Origin of the sequence: Kitasatospora sp. NBC_00240, assembly GCF_026342405.1 — a bacterium.
Taxonomy (GTDB): Bacteria; Actinomycetota; Actinomycetes; order Streptomycetales; family Streptomycetaceae; genus Kitasatospora.
Genome location: NZ_JAPEMU010000001.1, coordinates 3981400 through 3998858, shown reverse-complemented (window position 1 = coordinate 3998858; position 17459 = coordinate 3981400). Strand labels below are relative to the sequence as shown.

The 17459-nt window shown below is 75.4% G+C and carries 9 protein-coding genes; 7 read left to right on the top strand and 2 right to left on the bottom strand.

What is annotated here, in order from left to right; translation table 11 throughout:
- The first annotated feature begins 202 nt into the window (after positions 1-202).
- The 3 genes from OG689_RS16795 to moeZ all read left to right on the top strand — a co-directional run bounded on the left by OG689_RS16795 (position 203) and on the right by moeZ (position 4265).
- Positions 203-1447, top strand: a complete 1245-nt coding sequence (locus OG689_RS16795) for a hypothetical protein (RefSeq protein WP_266321287.1) — start codon at positions 203-205, stop codon at positions 1445-1447.
- 296 nt (positions 1448-1743) lie between these two features.
- The gene (locus tag OG689_RS16790; RefSeq protein WP_266321286.1) at positions 1744-2757 is read left to right on the top strand and encodes an NAD-dependent epimerase/dehydratase family protein; all 1014 of its coding nucleotides are present in this window, start codon (positions 1744-1746) and stop codon (positions 2755-2757) included.
- Positions 2758-3086: 329 nt separating this feature from the next.
- A complete protein-coding gene (gene moeZ, locus OG689_RS16785; RefSeq protein WP_266321285.1) occupies positions 3087-4265 on the top strand; it encodes an adenylyltransferase/sulfurtransferase MoeZ in 1179 nt (392 codons plus the stop codon).
- Between the two features lie 137 nt (positions 4266-4402).
- On the opposite strand, the gene OG689_RS16780 is transcribed toward moeZ, so the two are convergent.
- Complete coding sequence (locus tag OG689_RS16780; protein ID WP_266321284.1) at positions 4403-7213, bottom strand: lysylphosphatidylglycerol synthase transmembrane domain-containing protein; 2811 nt, start codon at positions 7211-7213, stop codon at positions 4403-4405.
- Between the two features lie 143 nt (positions 7214-7356).
- Between OG689_RS16780 and OG689_RS16775 the strand changes: the two genes are divergently transcribed.
- The 4 genes from OG689_RS16775 to OG689_RS16760 all read left to right on the top strand — a co-directional run bounded on the left by OG689_RS16775 (position 7357) and on the right by OG689_RS16760 (position 16317).
- Positions 7357-7728 carry an MGMT family protein gene (locus tag OG689_RS16775; RefSeq protein WP_323189300.1) on the top strand — a complete coding sequence of 124 codons (372 nt, stop codon included), beginning with the start codon at positions 7357-7359 and terminating at the stop codon, positions 7726-7728.
- Between the two features lie 300 nt (positions 7729-8028).
- Entirely contained in the window at positions 8029-11607 is a 3579-nt protein-coding gene (locus OG689_RS16770) for an ATP-dependent DNA helicase (protein WP_266321282.1), read from the top strand.
- 100 nt (positions 11608-11707) lie between these two features.
- Positions 11708-14941 (top strand): ATP-dependent DNA helicase, encoded by a 3234-nt coding sequence (locus OG689_RS16765; protein ID WP_266321280.1) that lies wholly within the window; start codon positions 11708-11710, stop codon positions 14939-14941.
- Positions 14942-15132: 191 nt separating this feature from the next.
- Entirely contained in the window at positions 15133-16317 is a 1185-nt protein-coding gene (locus OG689_RS16760) for a PP2C family protein-serine/threonine phosphatase (protein ID WP_266321278.1), read from the top strand.
- Between the two features lie 30 nt (positions 16318-16347).
- Here OG689_RS16760 and OG689_RS16755 read toward each other — a convergent pair whose 3' ends face one another.
- Entirely contained in the window at positions 16348-17316 is a 969-nt protein-coding gene (locus OG689_RS16755) for an endonuclease/exonuclease/phosphatase family protein (RefSeq protein WP_266321276.1), read from the bottom strand.
- Positions 17317-17459: the final 143 nt, after the last annotated feature.

Genomic DNA, 17459 nt, shown 5'->3' with positions numbered 1-17459 from the left:
CCCGGCGGCGGCCCGCCGGGCACCGGCCGGGCGGGTGCCCGGTGTCCGGCGCCCGGGCCGGTACCTGCCGGACGGCCCGTCGTCGGACGGATTGCCTGCGGGCGGTCCGTTATCGGGCGGTCCGTTATCGGGCGGCCCGCTGCCGGGCGGGCCGCCGGCCGGGGAGTCGTCGCCGGTCGGGACGCCGTCGGGCCTGGTGCCCGTGGACGCGCTCGGCCCCGGGGAGGACGATCCGGAGCCGGCCGGATCGCGGGGCGCGGTCGGCGACCCGGTACGTGAACTGATGGCGCGCCACCGCGCCCTGTGCGAGCAGGCGGTCGACCCGCTGGAGATCGCGGCGGTCCTGGAGGAGGCCGGCCTCGGCCCGGGCGCGGCGGCCCGCTACCGGCACGCGGACGTCTTCTCGCTGGCCGAGGAGTTGTACGCCCGGGTGCCGCGCCGCCCGCCCGATCCGGGGGCCGCCGAGCCGGGGGAGTCCTGGCGGCGGCGCTCCGGCGCGGCTCTGTGGACGGCCCTGGCCTCGGCGCTTCCCTGCGCGGCCCTGGCGGCCGTCCGGGGCGCACGCCCGGGACCGCCGGGGGCCCTCGGCCTGCTGGCGGTGCTGGCGGCGGGCGGCTGGCTGGCGGCCGCCGCCGTGCACGCGCTGACCGGGTCGGGGTCGGCCGTGCATCCGGCGACCGGCTCCGGGCCGAACGCCGGCCCGGAGACCGGGCATCCCGAGGCCCCCGAGCGACCGGAACAGCTGGCGGGCCGGCCCGGCCCGTGGAGCGTCAGCCCGTGGAGCGCCGGTCCGGCGCGGCCCGGACGGCGGCGCCCGCGGCCGGCCGTGCTCGGCTACGGCCTGGCGGCCGCCGCCACCCTGCTGCTGCCCCTCGCGGCCGGGGCCGGCCCGGCCCAGGCCGCGATGGTGGTCGCGGCCGGGGCGGCGCTGGGTGCGGCCGAGTGGTCCGCCCGCTGGTTCCGGCACGTCGGCCGGATACACCTGCGGACGGCCGCCACGATCACCGACTTCCGCTCCCGGCTGCGCCCGGTGCTGCCGGTGGCGGTCGGCCTGCACCTGGCGGTGCTGGCCGTGCTGACCTTCGCCGCCCTCGCGGTGCTCACCGCCGTCGCGCCCCGGCCCGGCCCGCCGGGCGGCGGGCTGCTGCACGCCGTGGCGCACCGCGCGGACGCGGTCCAGTGGGCGGCCCAGGGCGGCCAGGGGCTGCTCCTCCTGCTCGCCGTGCTGCTGCTGCACTGCGGCCGGGCCGGAGCGGCGGCCGCCGCCCTCGCGGCGGGCTCCGCCGGGGCGACCTTGCTGCTGCTCCAAGTCCGGCCGGGCCTCGGCTGGCCGTTGCTCGCGGAGCACGGCCCGGCCGGTGCGCTGCTGCTCGGCAGCGGGCCCGCCGTGGCCGTGCTGCTGCCGTACGCCTGGGTGGTGCTGGGACGGCCGGGCTCGTACCGCTGAGCCGGCCAGGTGCCGGCCGGCAGTCGCTGCGGGCAGCTGCTGCCGGGAGCCCGCGGGGCGTGCCGCCGTCCGGACGGACGGGCTGCCCGAGGGCCGGGTCCGTCCGCCGCGGCGAGCGGTGGTCGTTTGCTTCCCGCGGGGCCGGTGGTCACGGCCCGCCGGGCCGGTACGCGTCCGGCCCCGGGTCCGAGGGCGCACTGCTGTGGCTCCCGCAGACCCATCCTGATCTCACTTCCGAATTTTTATCTGATCCGCCAGGTCGTCCAAGACCTTGCTTCGTGGAAGGACGCCCCCCGATGAGGGTGCTGCTGCTGGGCGCCGACGGCTTTATCGGCCGTCGGGTCACCGATCGTCTGCTCGTGGACCAGGAGTTGCAGGTGACGGTGCTCGGCCGGCGTGACTCCGCCGACATCCGCTTCGACCTGACCACGGGGAGCCCGGGTGCGCTGGCCAGGTTCCTCGACGCGGTGGCTCCGCAGGTGGTGATCAACTGCGCCGGGGCGACCTACGGCAGCTCCCGGGTGCTGATCAGGTCGAACACGCTGGCCGTCGCCACCGTCTGCGAGGCGATCCGGCGCAGCCGGGAGCCGGCCCGGCTGGTCCATGTCGGCTCGGCCGCCGAGTACGGTCCGGTGCCGGGCGGGATCCCGATCGCGGAGAGCGCCGAGCCGCGCCCGGTCGGCCCGTACGGGGTGTCCAAGCTCGCCGGGACGGAGCTGGTGCTGGCCTCCGGGCTGGACGCCACCGTGCTGCGGGTCTTCGACGTGGTGGGCCCGGGCGCGCCCACGGCCTCCCTCTTCGGTCGGCTCTCGGAGGGGCTGCGCCGGGCGCTGGAGCGGGACGAGTCGGTGGTGCGGATGCCGGACCTGTCCGGATACCGGGATTTCGTCGACGTCCGGGACGTCGCGCGGGCGATCCAGTCGGCGGCGGTCTCGGCGGCCACCGGCGTGATCAACATCGGCAGCGGGCACGCCGTCCGGGCCAGGGACGCCGCCCAGATGCTGGTCCGGACGGCCGGGTTCGAGGGCACGGTGGCCGAGGAGAGCCGGCCGGCGCTGCTTCCGGCGCAGTCGGCGGGCGCCGCCGACCATCTGCTGCACCCGTTGGCGCACCACCTGGCCGGCCACCGTACGGCGGAGTCCCGCGCCGCCGAGGGCCGGTCGGTCGACGGACGCTCGCCGGCCGCGGAGCCGGTGCCGTGGCGGCAGGCGGACGTCCGGACGGCCAGGGACCGTCTCGGCTGGCGGACACAGGTTCCGCTGGAGGAGTCGCTGGGCGACATCTGGCTGGAGACCGCCTGCCGGGTCTGAGCCTGTTCCGTGGCTGTTCCGTGGCTGCTCCGGGGCAGGCCCGGGGTGGGGCTGGGCAGGTCGCGGGCCCCCGCCCCGGCCCGGCCCCCGGGCCCCCGACGGTCGGGGGCCCGGGCCGGCGGCGCTCCGGGCCCACGGCCGGTAGGTCCGCGGACGGCCGGCCGGGGGCGGGTCCCACGATCCGGTGCGCACCGTCTCGCCCATCGGACGAGCTGTCTCGGAATACAGAGGTGGCATGACACTGTTGGCCTAGCAATGCCACCGTTCGACGGCGCCGGATCCATCCGGGCGGCGCGGCCGAACCTGAACTGACGACCATCGGAGTCACCGTGTCGCTGCCACCCCTGGTCGAGCCGGCCGCCGAGCTCACCGTCGACGAGGTCCGCAGGTACTCCCGCCACCTGATCATCCCCGACGTGGGCATGGCCGGGCAGAAGCGGCTGAAGAACGCCAAGGTGCTGTGTGTCGGCGCCGGCGGCCTCGGATCCCCCGCGCTGATGTACCTGGCCGCGGCCGGTGTGGGCACGCTCGGCATCGTCGAGTTCGACGTCGTCGACGAGTCCAACCTGCAGCGCCAGATCATCCACGGTCAGTCCGACATCGGCCGTTCCAAGGGTGAGTCCGCGCGGGAGTCCGTGCTGGAGATCAACCCCTACGTCAACGTGATCCTCCACGAGGACCGCCTCGACAACTCCAACGTGATGGAGATCTTCTCCGGCTACGACCTGATCGTGGACGGCACCGACAACTTCGCCACCCGCTACCTGGTGAACGACGCCGCGGTGCTGCTCGGCAAGCCGTACGTCTGGGGCTCGATCTACCGCTTCGACGGCCAGGCCAGCGTGTTCTGGGCCGAGCACGGCCCCTGCTACCGCTGCCTCTACCCGGAGGCCCCGCCGGCCGGCATGGTCCCGTCCTGCTCCGAGGGCGGCGTGCTGGGCGTGCTCTGCGCCTCCATCGGCTCGATCCAGGTCACCGAGGCGATCAAGCTGCTCGCCGGTGTCGGCGAGCCGCTGGTCGGCCGGCTGATGATCTACGACGCCCTGGAGATGAACTACCGCCAGGTCAAGGTCCGCAAGGACCCGGACTGCGCGCTCTGCGGTGAGAACCCCACCGTCACCGAGCTGATCGACTACGAGGCCTTCTGCGGCGTCGTGTCGGACGAGGCCCAGGCCGCCGCCGCGGGCTCGACCATCACCTCGAAGCAGCTCAAGCAGTGGCAGGACGACAAGGAGGACATCCTCCTGATCGACGTCCGCGAGCCCGGCGAGTACGAGATCGTCAACATCCCCGGCGCGGTGCTGATCCCGAAGAACGAGTTCCTCATGGGCAACGCCCTGGAGACGCTCCCGCAGGACAAGAAGATCGTGCTGCACTGCAAGTCGGGCGTCCGCTCGGCCGAGGTGCTGGCCGTGCTGAAGTCCGCGGGCTTCTCGGACGCCGTCCACCTCGGTGGCGGCATCCTCGGCTGGGTCAGCCAGATCGAGCCGCACAAGCCGGCCTACTAGGCCCCTGCGACCCCGGCCGGGGTCAGGCTCCGCGAAGGTCCGGAGGGGCCGCCGCCTCCTGAAGCTTCAGGAGGCGGCGGCCCCTCCGCGTTGCCCGGCGCCGCCGCGGCGGGGCCGGTACCCGCTGGGGGCCCTGGCTAGAGCGAGCCCTTGCGCTGCAGGACGTTGTAGGCGATCCAGCCCGGCAGCACCGGCAGCCAGAAGGTCAGCGCCCGGTAGAGGAAGACGGCCGGGGTGGCCACCGCCGGCGGGACCCCGGCCACCGTCAGCGCACCGATCAGCGCGAACTCCACCGGGCCGATCCCGCCCGGGGTGGGAATGGCGGACCCGGCCGCGTTGGCGGTCAGGAACACCACGGCCACCGCGGAGAAGCTGATGTCCCCGCCGAAGGCCTGCACCGAGGCGTCCAGGCAGGCGGTGAAGCTCATGGTCAGCAGCAGGATGCCGCCGAAGCCGGTGAGCAGCTTGGTCGGGGTCTGCATCAGGTCGAGCATCCGCGGGACGACCCCGAAGAACAGCGAGCGGACCCTGGTCACCACGAAGCGCCGCAGCGGGCCGACGGCGGCCACCACCAGGGCCAGCACGGCGGCCGCCAGCACACCGATGATGACCGCGCGGGAGGCGCTGAGGTCGCCGTTGGTCTGGCTGCCGGTGATCAGACCGAAGCTGAACAGCAGCAGCAGGTGCCCGGCCAGGCCGGCCAGCTGGGAGGCGCCGACGCTCGCCACCGCCTGGCCCGGCCGGATGCCGGACTTCTGCAGGTAGCGGGTGTTCAGCGCGATGCCGCCGATCGCGGCGGGCGCCACCAGTTTCACGAAGGAGCCGGCGACCTGGGCCGCGACCGTCCGCCGGAACGGCAGCCGCTCGGGTACGAAGCCGGTCAGGCTCATCGAGGCGGCGATGTAGCTGAAGGCGGCGGCCGCCAGGGCCAGCGCCGCCCAGGCCCAGTTCATCTGGGAGAGCTTGAGCTGCGCGGGCTTGATGGTGGTCAGCGCCAGGTAGGCGGCGAAGGTGAGCGCGATGACCATGATCAGGGTCTTCGGCTTCAGCCGCTCCAGCTTGGCCGGCTCCATCGGTGCCTCGGGGGCGATCTGCAGAATCTGCCCGCGGATCCGGCTGAGGAGGTCCTCGCCGGCCACCGCGATGTCCTCCTCGGCCTGCTGCTGGGTGCGCTCCCCGGCGGCGACCTGCTCCAGGGCGCGGGCCTGGGCGGCGGCCTTGCGCTCCTTGCTGAGGCGCTTGAGGTCGACCCGGGTGGAGCGGCTCATGCCGACCGGCTGGAGCAGCGGCAGCGCGGCCGCCACCCGCTCCGGCCCGAGCACGTGGTTGGCGACGCTGACCGCCCGCTCCGGGCCGATCCGCAGAGCGAAGGTGGTGACCAGCTGGGCGACGTCGATGCGCAGGGTCAGGTCGCTCGCCGCGATGTCGCCGCCGGAGAGGTTGACCAGGCAGGCCGTCTTGTCGTCCACCACCAGCAGCGACTCGCCGGTGAGCCGGCGGTGGGCGATCCGGCGCTCGTGCAGGGCGGCGACCGACTCCCAGAGGGAGGCCATCACCTGGTCGGTGATCTCCTCGTCCGCCAGGTCGTCCAGCGGCCGGCCCTCGACGTTCTCGTAGACCAGGATGGCGGCGTCCGGCCCGAGCTCGGAGGTGGCCACCAACTGGGGGGCCTGGGCACCGGAGGCGGCCGCCGCGTACGCGATCAGCGCCTCCTGCTCCAGGGCCTGGCGCAGCGACTGCGGGCTGCGCCGGACGGCCACCGAGCGCAGCCGCAGCCGGCGCCAGGCGCGGTAGAAGAAGCCCGAGGCCTGCTGCTCCCGGTCGACGATGTGCACGTCCAGCGGGGGGCCGGTCTGCTGGGTCACGTGGTAGCGGCGGGTGCCGCCGGGGGCGTCGGGGGCCCGGTGCGCGCTGGCCGGGGTGAAGCCGACCTTGCGCAGGCCGATCATCAGGTGCTGGCCGGTCGGGCGGATGTTCGGCGAGCCGATCGCGTAGAGCGTGCCGTAGGCGACGGACCAGCCGATCAGGACGGTCAGCAGCAGCGAGAGCGGTGTGGTGTAACCGCTGATCAGCTCGGTGGCGCCGCTGAGGATGACCACCACCCACAGGGCCACCCGCCAGCGCGGGCGGCTCGACATGCCGACCGCCGTCATATAGGCGATGACCGGTGCGAGGTAGCCGTGCACCGGGTCGGTGAGGGTGCCCGCGCTGTCGGTCGGCAGCCGGGTCAGTGCGTCCCGGATGGTCTCCGAGGCGCCCTCGGCCACCCACCAGTCGATGCCGAGCGACACCCCGTACGCGAGGACGGAGGCGAGCACGCCGTCGGCGACCCGCAGGCCGTCGCGTTTGATCAGGCGCTCCACCGCGAAGGCCAGCGGGACGGCCAGCACCGCGACGCTGGAGACCAGCCCGGCGATGGTGGACAGGACGGGGGAGATCCGCTCCGCGTTGGAGCTGATGTCGATCTCGATCCCGCTGGTGGTCGAGGTCGCGACGCTGGCCAGGACGAACAGTGCGACGATCCCGAACACGCCGGCCAGGAAGCGGATCAGGTCGGAGGGGCGGTGGGCGCGGGCGGCCAGCAGCGGCTCGTCGACGTCCAGGTGGGGGGCTTCGTCGAGCGGGTCGGTCAGCGGGCCCTGGGCACCCTGCTTCGGCTCCTGCTCCGGCTCCGGCCGGGGTTCGGGCTCGGGGAGCGGCTGGGTGGGCTCCGCCTCCAGGTCCGGCAGTTCGATCGGCGGCGGGAGGTCGGCCGGCCCGGGTTCGGGCACCGCCGGCGAGGGCACCGCGGCGCCGGCGGATTTCGGCGGCCGCGGGGTCTTGAACCGACCGTCCTTGATCAGGGACACTTCCGGCGTGGCGGCCGACCCGTCGCCGTGGCCTGCGGACATGTCGGCGGCGGACTCGTCGGAGTCCTCGTCCACGCCCACGTCTGCCGTCCCCGTCATCTGGTCTTGTCCTCGTATCACGACTCACCGCCCCGAAGATGGTGGCATGCCGTGGCGTCCGGCGCTGGACAGGGGCCGGATCGGGCGCGGCGAATACCCCTCACGAGGCCCGCGAATCGCCCGGATGGGGAAGAATGCCGCAGATGACGGACAGCGGGAGGCACGACGGCGAGGGCGCGCTGCCCCCGTTCGCGGAGTTGGTCCTCGATCTTACCGAGCGGATCCCGCCGGGCCGGGTGATGACCTACGGGGACGTCGCCGAGTACCTGGGCGAGGGCGGCCCCCGGCAGGTCGGCCGGGTGATGGCGCTGTACGGCGGCGCGGTGCCGTGGTGGCGGGTGATCCGCGCGGACGGCGCCCTGCTGCCCGGCCACGAGCAGCGCGCGCTGGCCCGCTACCGGGAGGAGGGGACCCCGCTGCGCAGCACCGCCGGGCGGGGGCCGGCCCGGGGGTCGCGGGCGGCCGAGGACCTGCCCAGGGTCGATCTGAAGCTGGCCCGCTGGGACGGGCGGTAGGACGACAGCGACGAGGGCCACGACGGAGAGTCTTCGCCCCGTCGCGCCCCGGCATTCGTGTGACCAGGCGCACCCGCCGGCCAGTGCGCCCCCACCTTCGGCGAACCGGGTGCGTGGTCGGGAATGACGGGGCAGGATCGTAGGCTCGATACGGGCGGGCCCCCGGCGGGCCCGTCCCGCTGTCGCCCGCGGGCAGGACCGGCCGGCCCCCGACGGCCGACCGCACCGTGCCCGCAGGCCCGCCGCCGCTTGATCCGCAGCCCGACCGCAGCCCGACCGCAGCCCGACCCCAGGACGTTCGTGACCTCCCCCTACCGTTTGGTGCGCAGCCCGCTCGCGCAGCCCGCCCCGCCTGTGCTGGACCCGTACCAGCAGGCGGTGGTCGAGCATGCCGGCGGCCCGCTGCTGGTGCTCGCGGGGCCGGGGACGGGCAAGACCACCACCCTGGTCGAGGCGGTCGCCCGGCGGATCGAGCAGGGCACCGACCCCGACCGGATCCTGGTGCTGACCTTCAGTCGCAAGGCCGCCATGGAACTCCGCGACCGGATGTCCGCCCGGATCGGCGCCGCCGCGGCCGCCCCGCAGGCGACCGTGCCGGCGGCACGGCAGGCACCCGAGGCCGCCGGCCCCCAGGCTGCGCAGGAGCCTGTGCTCCGGTCGCCGCAGGACCCTGTGCTCCGGTCGCCGCAGGCGTCTGCGCTCCGGTCGCCGCAGGCGACCACGTTCCACTCCTTCTGCTACGCCCTCCTCCGCTCCCACCAGGACCCCGAGGCCTACGCGGAGCCGCTGCGCCTGCTCTCCGGCCCCGAGCAGGACGTGATGGTCCGCGAGCTGCTGGCCGGCGGCGCCGAGGACGCCCGGCTCGGCGCCGGCCGGATCAGCTGGCCGCTTGACCTGCGGGCCTGCCTGACCACCCGCGGCTTCGCCGACGAGGTCCGTGCCGTGCTCGCCCGCAGCCGTGAGCTCGGTCTCGGCGAGGCCGAGCTGAAGCGCTTCGCGGACGGGGTGCAGCGCCCGGACTGGGCCGCAGCCGCCCACTTCCTGGCCGACTACCTGGACGTCCTGGACCTGCGCGGCGTGCTCGACTACGCCGAGCTGGTGCACCGGGCGGTCCTGCTCGCCGAGCGCCCCGAGGTGGGGGACGAGCTGCGCCGGCGCTACGACGTGGTGTTCGTCGACGAGTACCAGGACACCGACCCGTCCCAGGTGCGGCTGCTGCGGCAGCTGGCGGGCGGCGGCCGCGACCTGGTCGCGGTCGGCGACCCGGACCAGTCGATCTACGCCTTCCGCGGCGCCGACATCAACGGCATCCTCGACTTCCCGCAGGCCTTCCCGAAGGCCGACGGCGACCCGGCCGACGTCCTGGTGCTGCGGGTCTCCCGGCGCTCCGGCGCGGTGCTGCTGGCCGCCTCCCGGGAGCTGGCCCGCCGGATGCCGATGGGCCGGCTGCCCGCCGACAAGCTCGCCCAGCACCGGGCCCTGCTGCCCTCCCGCGAGGGCGGCCGGGTGGAGGTGTACACCTACGCCACCCCCGGCACCGAGCTGGACAGCGTCGCCGACCTGCTGCGCCGCGCGCACCTGGAGGACGGCGTGCCGTGGGGCGAGATGGCGGTGCTGGTCCGGGCCGGCGGCCGCTCGATCCCCGGGGTCCGGCGGGCCCTGAGCGCGGCCGGCGTACCGCTGGAGATCGACGGTGACGATGTGCCGCTGCGCGAGGAGCCGGCGGTGACGCCGCTGCTGCTCGCCCTGCGGGTCTGCGCGGAGCAGGCGGCCCTGGACCGGCCCGGCCGCCGGTTCCCCGACGCGGTCGAGGCCGTGGAAGAGCCCGCGGACGGCCCCGCGGACGGCCCCGCGGACGCGGAGGAGGACGGGCGGGGGCCCGCCGCCGACGGTCCGCTCACCGCCGACCTCGCCCGCACCCTGCTCACCGGCCCGCTCGGCGGCATGGACGGCTCCGACCTGCGCCGGCTCGGCCGCGCCCTGCGTGAGGAGGAGCGGCAGGTGCTGCGCCAGGCCGAGCGGGCCGGGCAGGACGGACCGGACGGGCAGGGCGCGCCCGTCCGCCCGGCGGGCGCCACCGTCCGCTCCGCCGAGGAGCTGATCCGCGAGGCACTGGCCGAGCCCGAGCGCCTGGTCGCGATGGACCCCTCGTACGCCCGGCGGGCCCGCGACCTCGGCATGCTGCTGCGCAAGGTCCGCGAGCTGCTGGCCGGCGGCGGCACCGCCAAGGAGGCGCTCTGGGCGCTCTGGGACGGCAGCCGCCGCTGGCGGGAGCGGCTGGAGCGCGCCGCCCTGCGCGGCGGCGCCGGCGGTCGCAACGCCGACCGCGACCTGGACGCGCTCTGCGCCCTGTTCGAGACCGCCGCCCGCGCCGAGGAGCAGGTCACCGGCCACCGCAGCGCCCTCGACCTGCTCGCCGAGCTGGAGGCGCAGGACATCGCCGCCGACACGCTGACCGTCCGCGCGGTGCGGCCCGACGCCGTCCGGCTGATGACGGCACACCGGTCCAAGGGCCTGGAGTGGCGGGTGGTCGTGGTGGCCGGCGTCCAGGACGGCCTCTGGCCCGACCTGCGCCGCCGCGGCTCGCTGCTGGAGGCCGACCGGATCGGCCGCGACGGCCTCGCCGAGCCGCTCTCCCCGGCCGCCCTGCTCGGCGAGGAGCGCCGGCTCTTCTACGTGGCCGCGACCAGGGCCAAGGAGCGGCTGATCGTCACCGCCGTCAAGGCGCCCGCCGAGGACGGCGACGAACCGTCCCGGTTCCTGCGCGAGCTGTACCGCGAGGAGCTGGACCCCAGGACCGGCCGGGTGCTGCGCCGCACCCCGCAGGTCGTGGTGGAGGACATCACCCACCGCCCGCGCCGCCCGCTGTCGGTGCCCGCGCTGGTCGCCGAACTGCGCGCGGTGACCGTCGACCCGCACCGCTCCCCGGAGCTGCGCCGGGCCGCCGCCGAGCGGCTCGCCAGGCTGGCCGCCGCGGCCGACGAGGACGGCCTGCCGCTGGTGCCGGTGGCGCACCCCGACCGCTGGTGGGGCCTGGACGACGCCACCGCCGCCCCTGACCCGCTGCGCCGGCCCGACGTACCGGTGCGGCTCTCCGGCAGCGGCCTGGAGCAGCTGGAGAACTGCTCCCTGCAGTGGTTCCTGGACAAGGAGGTCCAGGCGCGCACCACCAGCTCCGCCGCCCAGGGCTTCGGCAACGTGGTGCACGCGCTCACCGACGAGGTCGGCTCCGGCCGCACCCCCGCCGACCTCGCCGTGCTGATGGAGCGGCTGGACACGGTCTGGGACGCGCTCGCCTTCGACGCCCCCTGGAAGTCCCACCAGGAGAAGCACGAGGCCCGGGCCGCCCTGGAGCGCTTCCTGAACTGGCACGTCCTGGAGCGCGGCCGCAGTACGGTCGCCACCGAGCACGGCTTCGACGTCACCCTGGACGTGGGCGGCATCGCGGTGCAGATCCGCGGCTCGATGGACCGGGTCGAGAAGGACGCCGCCGGGCGCGCGTACGTCGTCGACTTCAAGACCGGCAAGCAGATCCCCACCGAGAAGTCGCTGCCCGAGCACAAGCAGCTCGCCGTCTACCAGCTGGCGGTGCGGGCGGGCGCGCTGAACGAGCTGCCCGGCTTCGAGACGGGCGTGCCGATGCCCGGCGGCGCCGAGCTGGTGCACCTGCGGGCGGCCGACAAGGCCCTGCCGGACGGTCCCAAGGTCCAGCAGCAGGCGCCCCCGGACGGCGAACCGTGGATCGAGAACCTGCTGGCCGACGCCGCCGGCCGGGTCCTCGCCGAACGCTTCGTGCCCGCCACCGGCACCGGCTGCGACCGCTGCTCCTTCCGCCGCAGCTGCTCGGCGCAGCGGGACGGCGCGCAGCTGATCGAGTAGCCGGGCCGGGGCGGCCCGCATCCGGCCGGGTCACCCGCCCTCGGCGGGCGGGGCCCGGCGGGCGGCGCCCGCTGTCCGTGGCGCCGGTTAGCGTGGGGGGGTGAATGCCGTGCTCGACCACCCCGACCAGCTCAAGGAGCTGCTCGGCATCCCCTTCAACCCGGAGCAGATGCGGGCCCTCGGCGCGCCGCTGGAGCCGGCCGTGATCGTGGCCGGCGCGGGTTCCGGCAAGACCACGGTGATGGCGGCCCGGGTGGTCTGGCTGGTCGGTTCGGGCGCGGTCCGGCCGGAGGAGGTGCTCGGTCTCACCTTCACCAACAAGGCGGCCGGCGAGCTGTCCGAGCGGGTCCGGACGGCCCTGTACAGCGCCCGCATCCTGGAGCCGGACGAGGTCGGCGGCCCCGGCGAGGAGCCGCTGGGACTGCCCGAGATCTCCACGTACCACGCGTTCGCCGGGCGGCTGCTCAAGGAGCACGGGCTGCGGATCGGCATCGAGCCGGAGGTCCGGCTGCTCGCCGACGCCACCCGGTTCCAGCTGGCCGCCAAGGTGCTGCGCGCCGAGCGCGGCCCGTTCCCATCGCTGACCGGCACCTTCTCCGCGCTGGTCGCCGACCTGATCGCACTGGACGGCGAGCTGGCCGAGCACCTCACCGAACCCGAGGAGCTGCGTGCCTGGGACGCCGCGCTGCTCGACACCCTGGCCGGGGTCAGGCTCACCAACGACGACCTGCGGGCCGTGCCGGTGGCCGCCCGGGCCCGGCAGGAGCTGCTGCGGCTGGTCGAGGAGTACCGGCGCCGCAAGCGCTCCGCCGGCCTGATGGACTTCGGCGACCAGATAGCCGCCGCCGCCCGGCTCGCCCAGCAGCGGCCCGAGGTGGGGGCGGTGCTGCGCGGGCAGTACAAGGTGGTCCTGCTCGACGAGTACCAGGACACCTCGGTGGCCCAGCGCCTGATGCTGGCCGGGCTCTTCGGCCGCGGGCCCGGGAGCGTCCCCGGCGAGGGCGGCCACCCGGTCACCGCGGTCGGCGACCCCTGCCAGGCGATCTACGGCTGGCGCGGCGCCTCGGTGGCGAACCTGGACGACTTCCCCGTGCACTTCCCCCGGCGCGACGGCGCCCCCGCCGCCCGCTACTCGCTCAGCGAGAACCGCCGCAGCGGAGGCCGGCTGCTGGCCTTCGCCAACGAGCTGGCCGCGCCGCTGCGGGCCATGCACGAGGGGGTCGAGGCGCTGCGCCCCGCGCCCGGCGCCGATCAGGACGGCTTCGTCCGGGCGGCGCTGCTGCCCACCCACGCCGAGGAGATCGACTGGCTGGCGGACTCCGTCGCCCACCTGGTGCGCACCGGCACCGCGCCGGGGCGGATCGCGGTGCTCTGCCGGGGCGGGGCGGCCTTCCCCGACATCCATGCCGCGCTGGTGGCGCGCGAGGTCCCGGTGGAGGTGGTGGGCCTCGGCGGGCTGCTGCAACTGCCGGAGGTCGCCGACCTGGTCGCGGTCTGCGAGGTGCTGCAGGACCCGACGGCCAACGCCGCGCTGGTCCGGCTGCTGATCGGCCCGCGCTGGCGGATCGGCCCGCGCGATCTGGCGCTGCTCGGGCGCCGCGCGGCCGACCTGGTCCGCACCGCCCGCCCGGCGGGGGTGGACGCGCTGGCGGCGGCCGTCGCCGACACCGATCCGACCGAGGTGGTCTCGCTGGCCGACGCGCTGGAGACCTTCCTGGACGCCGAACAGCCCGACGACCTGGCGTTCTCGCCCGAGGCGCGGGTCCGCTTCGCCCGCCTCGCCCGGGAGGTCCGCGAGCTGCGCCGCTCGCTGGCCGACCCGCTGATGGACGTCCTGCACCGGGTGCTGACCGTCACCGGCCTGGAGGTGGAGCTCGCCGCGTCGCCGCTGGCGCTGGCCGCCCGGCGCCGCGAGACGCTGCACGCCTTCCTGGACGTCGCGGCCGGCTTCGCCGACCTCGACGGGGACCCTGGTCTCGCGGCCTTCCTGGGGTTCCTGCGGGCTGCCCAGGAGTACGAGCGCGGCCTGGACAGCAGCCTGCCCGGCGGCGAGGACACCGTGAAGGTGCTCACCGCCCACAAGTCCAAGGGGCTGGAGTGGGACGTGGTCGCGGTGCCCGGACTGGTCAAGGGCAGCTTCCCGTCCTCGACCGCCCGCGAGCGCTGGACCAGCACCAAGCGGGTGCTGCCGCACGCGCTGCGCGGGGACGCCGCCACCCTGCCCGACGTCCGGGGCGACTGGACCGGCCGGACCATGACCGCCTTCAAGAACGCCATGTCGGCGCATGCCGCGACCGAGGAACTGCGCCTGGGCTACGTGGCGTTCACCCGCCCGCGGAGCCTGCTGCTGGCCTCCGGGCACTGGTGGGGGCCGAGCCAGAAGCGGCCGCGCGGCCCCTCCGAGTTCCTGCTGGACGTCCGCGCGCACTGCGAGCGGCCGGGCAACGGCGAGATCGAGCACTGGGCCGAGGCGCCGCCCAAGGACGCCGAGAACCCGGCGCTGGCCGACGCGGTGGAGCGGCCCTGGCCGCTGCCGCTCGACCCGGACGCGCAGCACGCCCGGCGCCGGGTCGCCGACGTGGTGCGCCGCCGGCTCGCCGGGCAGCCGCCGCCCGGGCCCGAGCGGATGGCCGTCGAGGACCAGCGCCGTACCGACTCCTGGGACCGCGACCTGGACGCCCTGCTGGGCGAGTTGGAACGCTCCCGGCGCAGCGTCCGCGACGTGCCGCTGCCCGCGGCCCTGTCCGCCACCCAGCTGATGCGGCTGGCCGCCGACCCGGACGGCTTCGCCCGGGACCTCGCCCGCCCGATGCCCCGGCCGCCGCAGCCGGCCGCCCGCCGCGGGACGCGCTTCCACGCCTGGGTGCAGGCGAGGATCGAGCCGCTGCTGCTGGTCGAGCCGGACGCCCTGCCGGGCACGGACGACGACGGCATCGAGGACGAACGCGACCTGGAGCTGCTCAAGGAGGCGTTCCTGCGCACCCCGTACGCGCACCGGACCCCGCACCGGGTCGAGGCGCCGTTCCAGCTGGTGCTGGCGGGCCGGGTGGTGCGCGGCCGGATCGACGCGGTGTACCGCACTGATGACAGTGAGTCAGGAGCGGCGGGAGCGTCACGCTACGAAGTGGTGGACTGGAAGACCAATCGGGAGGAGACTGCCGACCCGTTGCAACTGGCGGTCTACCGGGTGGCCTGGGCCGAACAGGCCGGTGTCCCGCCGGAGCAGGTCACGGCTTCGTTCCTGTACGTCCGCAGCGGTCGGATCGAACAACCGGCAGGACTTCCTGGTCGAAAAGAGTTGGAACGGCTCCTGATCGGGAACAGTGAAGAATGAGTCACAGAGAGCTTCCAAGTCGTCACGCGATCACGCGAAACCTGTGCTCCATGCGCGTTTCGCGCCTATTGTGGGGTCGGTAACCGGTCACCTCGTACTCCGGCCGCCAGCAAGGCCCCTTCCTCCTGACCCTCAGTCATCACCGCAGGCAACCCTCGGGGCGCCCGCACCTTCTGCTGGAGAGACCGAAGTTGAGCGCGACCGGATGGATCAGAGAGCGCTTCGCGGGGCCGACCCCGGGGGCCGCTCCGGGCGGTACCGGCACCTGGCCGAGGACGGCACTCGCGCTGCCGTTCATCGGCATGGCGCTGGTGGTCGCCCTCAACTACTTCACCGACACCGGGGTGACGGTCGAACCGGCCCTCACCGCAGTCCCCGCGCTGGCCGCCGTGGTCAGTCGCCGCACCTGGTACCCGCTGCTGATCGGGCTCTGCACCGAGGCGGCGGCCTTCCTGATGGCCCTCTCCAGCGACTCGCTCGGGGAGTCCGTGCACAGCGCCACCGTCTTCGCCATCGTCCTGGTCGCCGCCATCGGCTGGGTCAGCGCCACCCTGCGCCTGCGTCAGGAGAAGGCCCTGGCCGACGCCCAGCTGGTGGCCGAGGTCGCCCGCCGGGTGCTGCTGCGGCCGGTCCCGGACCGGGTCGGCAGCGTCCGGGCGGCCGTGCACTACGCGGCCGCCGCCGCGCAGGCCCGGATCGGTGGCGACCTCTACGAGCTGGTCAACACCCGGCACGGCGTCCGGGCGGTGGTCGGCGACGTCCGCGGCAAGGGTCTGAACGCGGTCGAGACCGCCGCCGCCGTGCTCGGCGCCTTCCGGGAGGCCGCGCACCAGGAGCCCGCGCTGGACAAGGTGGCCGGCTGGCTGGCCGTCAGCCTCGACCGGGCCCTGCACGAGAACGACCACACCGGGGTGGAGGAGGAGTTCGTCACACTCGTGCTGATCGGGGTCGGGCCGGACGGCACCGCGGAGATCGCCAACTGCGGACACCCCTCGCCGCTGCTGCTGCGGGAGGGCGAGGGCGTCCGGGTGCTGGGGCTGGACGAGACCGTCCCGCCGCTCGGCGTCCTCGACCCGGCGGACGTCTGCCCGCCGGTGCAGCGGGTCCGGCTGAGCCCCGGCGACCGGGTCCTGCTCTTCACCGACGGCGTGGTCGAGGCCCGGGACCGCGCCGGCGCCTTCTACCCGCTCGCCGAGCGCCTGCCGGCGCACGCCCTGGGCCACCCGGCCGAGGTGCTGCACCGGGTGCACGAGGACGTGGTCCGCCATGTCGGCCGGCAGCTCGGCGACGACGCCGCGATGCTCCTGCTGCAGTACGACCCGCTCACCCCCGCCACGGTGCTGCCGCACCAGAACGGCCAGTTGACGCACTACTAGACGGACGGCCAGGAGGGCCCGGACGGGGCCTCAGAGCCCGACCTCCACCACCAGCGGCCGGTGGTCGGAGACCGCGGTGCGCGGCGCCAGGGAGGCCCCGACGGCGCCGCGCGGCACCCCGACGGCGAGCACGTGGTCGAACTGCACGGCCGGCCGGTGCGAGGGGTAGGTGGGGATCCTGGCCAGGTCGTGCCAGCCCTGCAGCCGGGCCCGCGGCTCGCGCACCCGGCGTCGGCGCGGCTCCGCGAGGGCCGCCCCGGCCCGGCGGGCGGCCCGCAGCTCGCGCATCCGGCGCGGGCCGGAGCGTTCCAGCGCGGTGGCCCCGCCGAGCACGGTGCGGGGCACCGCGCCGATCAGGTTGAAGTCCCCCAGCACCAGGTAGGGCTGCGGCAGGTCGGCGATCCACCTGCGGATGCCGGCCAGCTGGGCCATGTTCCAGCCCGGCACGAAGGACAGGTGCGCGGCGACCACGGTGAACGGTCCGCGCTCGCCCTCCAGTACGGCGGCCAGCGCCGCCCGCGGCTCGTCCGGCACGGGGGTGAGCCCGCGCCGGCCGGCCACCCGCAGCGGCAGACCGAACGGCGCCGGCGCGAACCGGCGGGCCCGCCAGTGGTGCACCGGCAGCCGGGTGAGCAGCGCCGTGCCGTACGAGGGCAGGTCGGTGGCGGTGCCGACCTCGGTGGGGCCGTACACCTGCAGGCCGCTGACCGTGCGGTCCTGCACCCAGCCGGCCACCGGCGCCGGGTGGCCGTGCAGGGCGGCGGCGAAGCGCCAGTCGGCGGCGCCCATCGCCTTGGCGGCGACGGCGGCCTGGTCGATCAGGCCGGACCGCTCCTGGTGGCGGTCCACCTCCTGGATCGCCAGCACGTCGGCGTCCAGGCCGGCGATCGCCTCGGCGAGCGGGTCGCCGGCCGCGGACGGGAGGTCCAGCGGGCTGCCGTCGGGGGCCAGCGGCTGACCGTGCAACAGGTTGAAGGTGGCGATGCGCAACTGGCTCACACCGCACGACGCTACCGGGTCGGCGCGCCGGGCCGGGAATCGGCGGGCGACGGGAGGGCGATCGGCCGGCGACGAGCCGGGGGCGGGCCGGCGGCGGGGACGTGCGGGACGTGCGGGCGGCGGGGAGAGGGCGCGGGCGCGGC

Bases quoted from the DNA above. Each gene is read 5' to 3' on its own strand.
- OG689_RS16790 (WP_266321286.1), top strand. From the start codon at position 1,744: ATGAGGGTGCTGCTGCTGGGCGCCGACGGCTTTATCGGCCGTCGGGTC.
- OG689_RS16780 (WP_266321284.1), bottom strand. From the start codon at position 7,213: ATGACGGGGACGGCAGACGTGGGCGTGGACGAGGACTCCGACGAGTCC.
- OG689_RS16775 (WP_323189300.1), top strand. From the start codon at position 7,357: ATGACGGACAGCGGGAGGCACGACGGCGAGGGCGCGCTGCCCCCGTTC.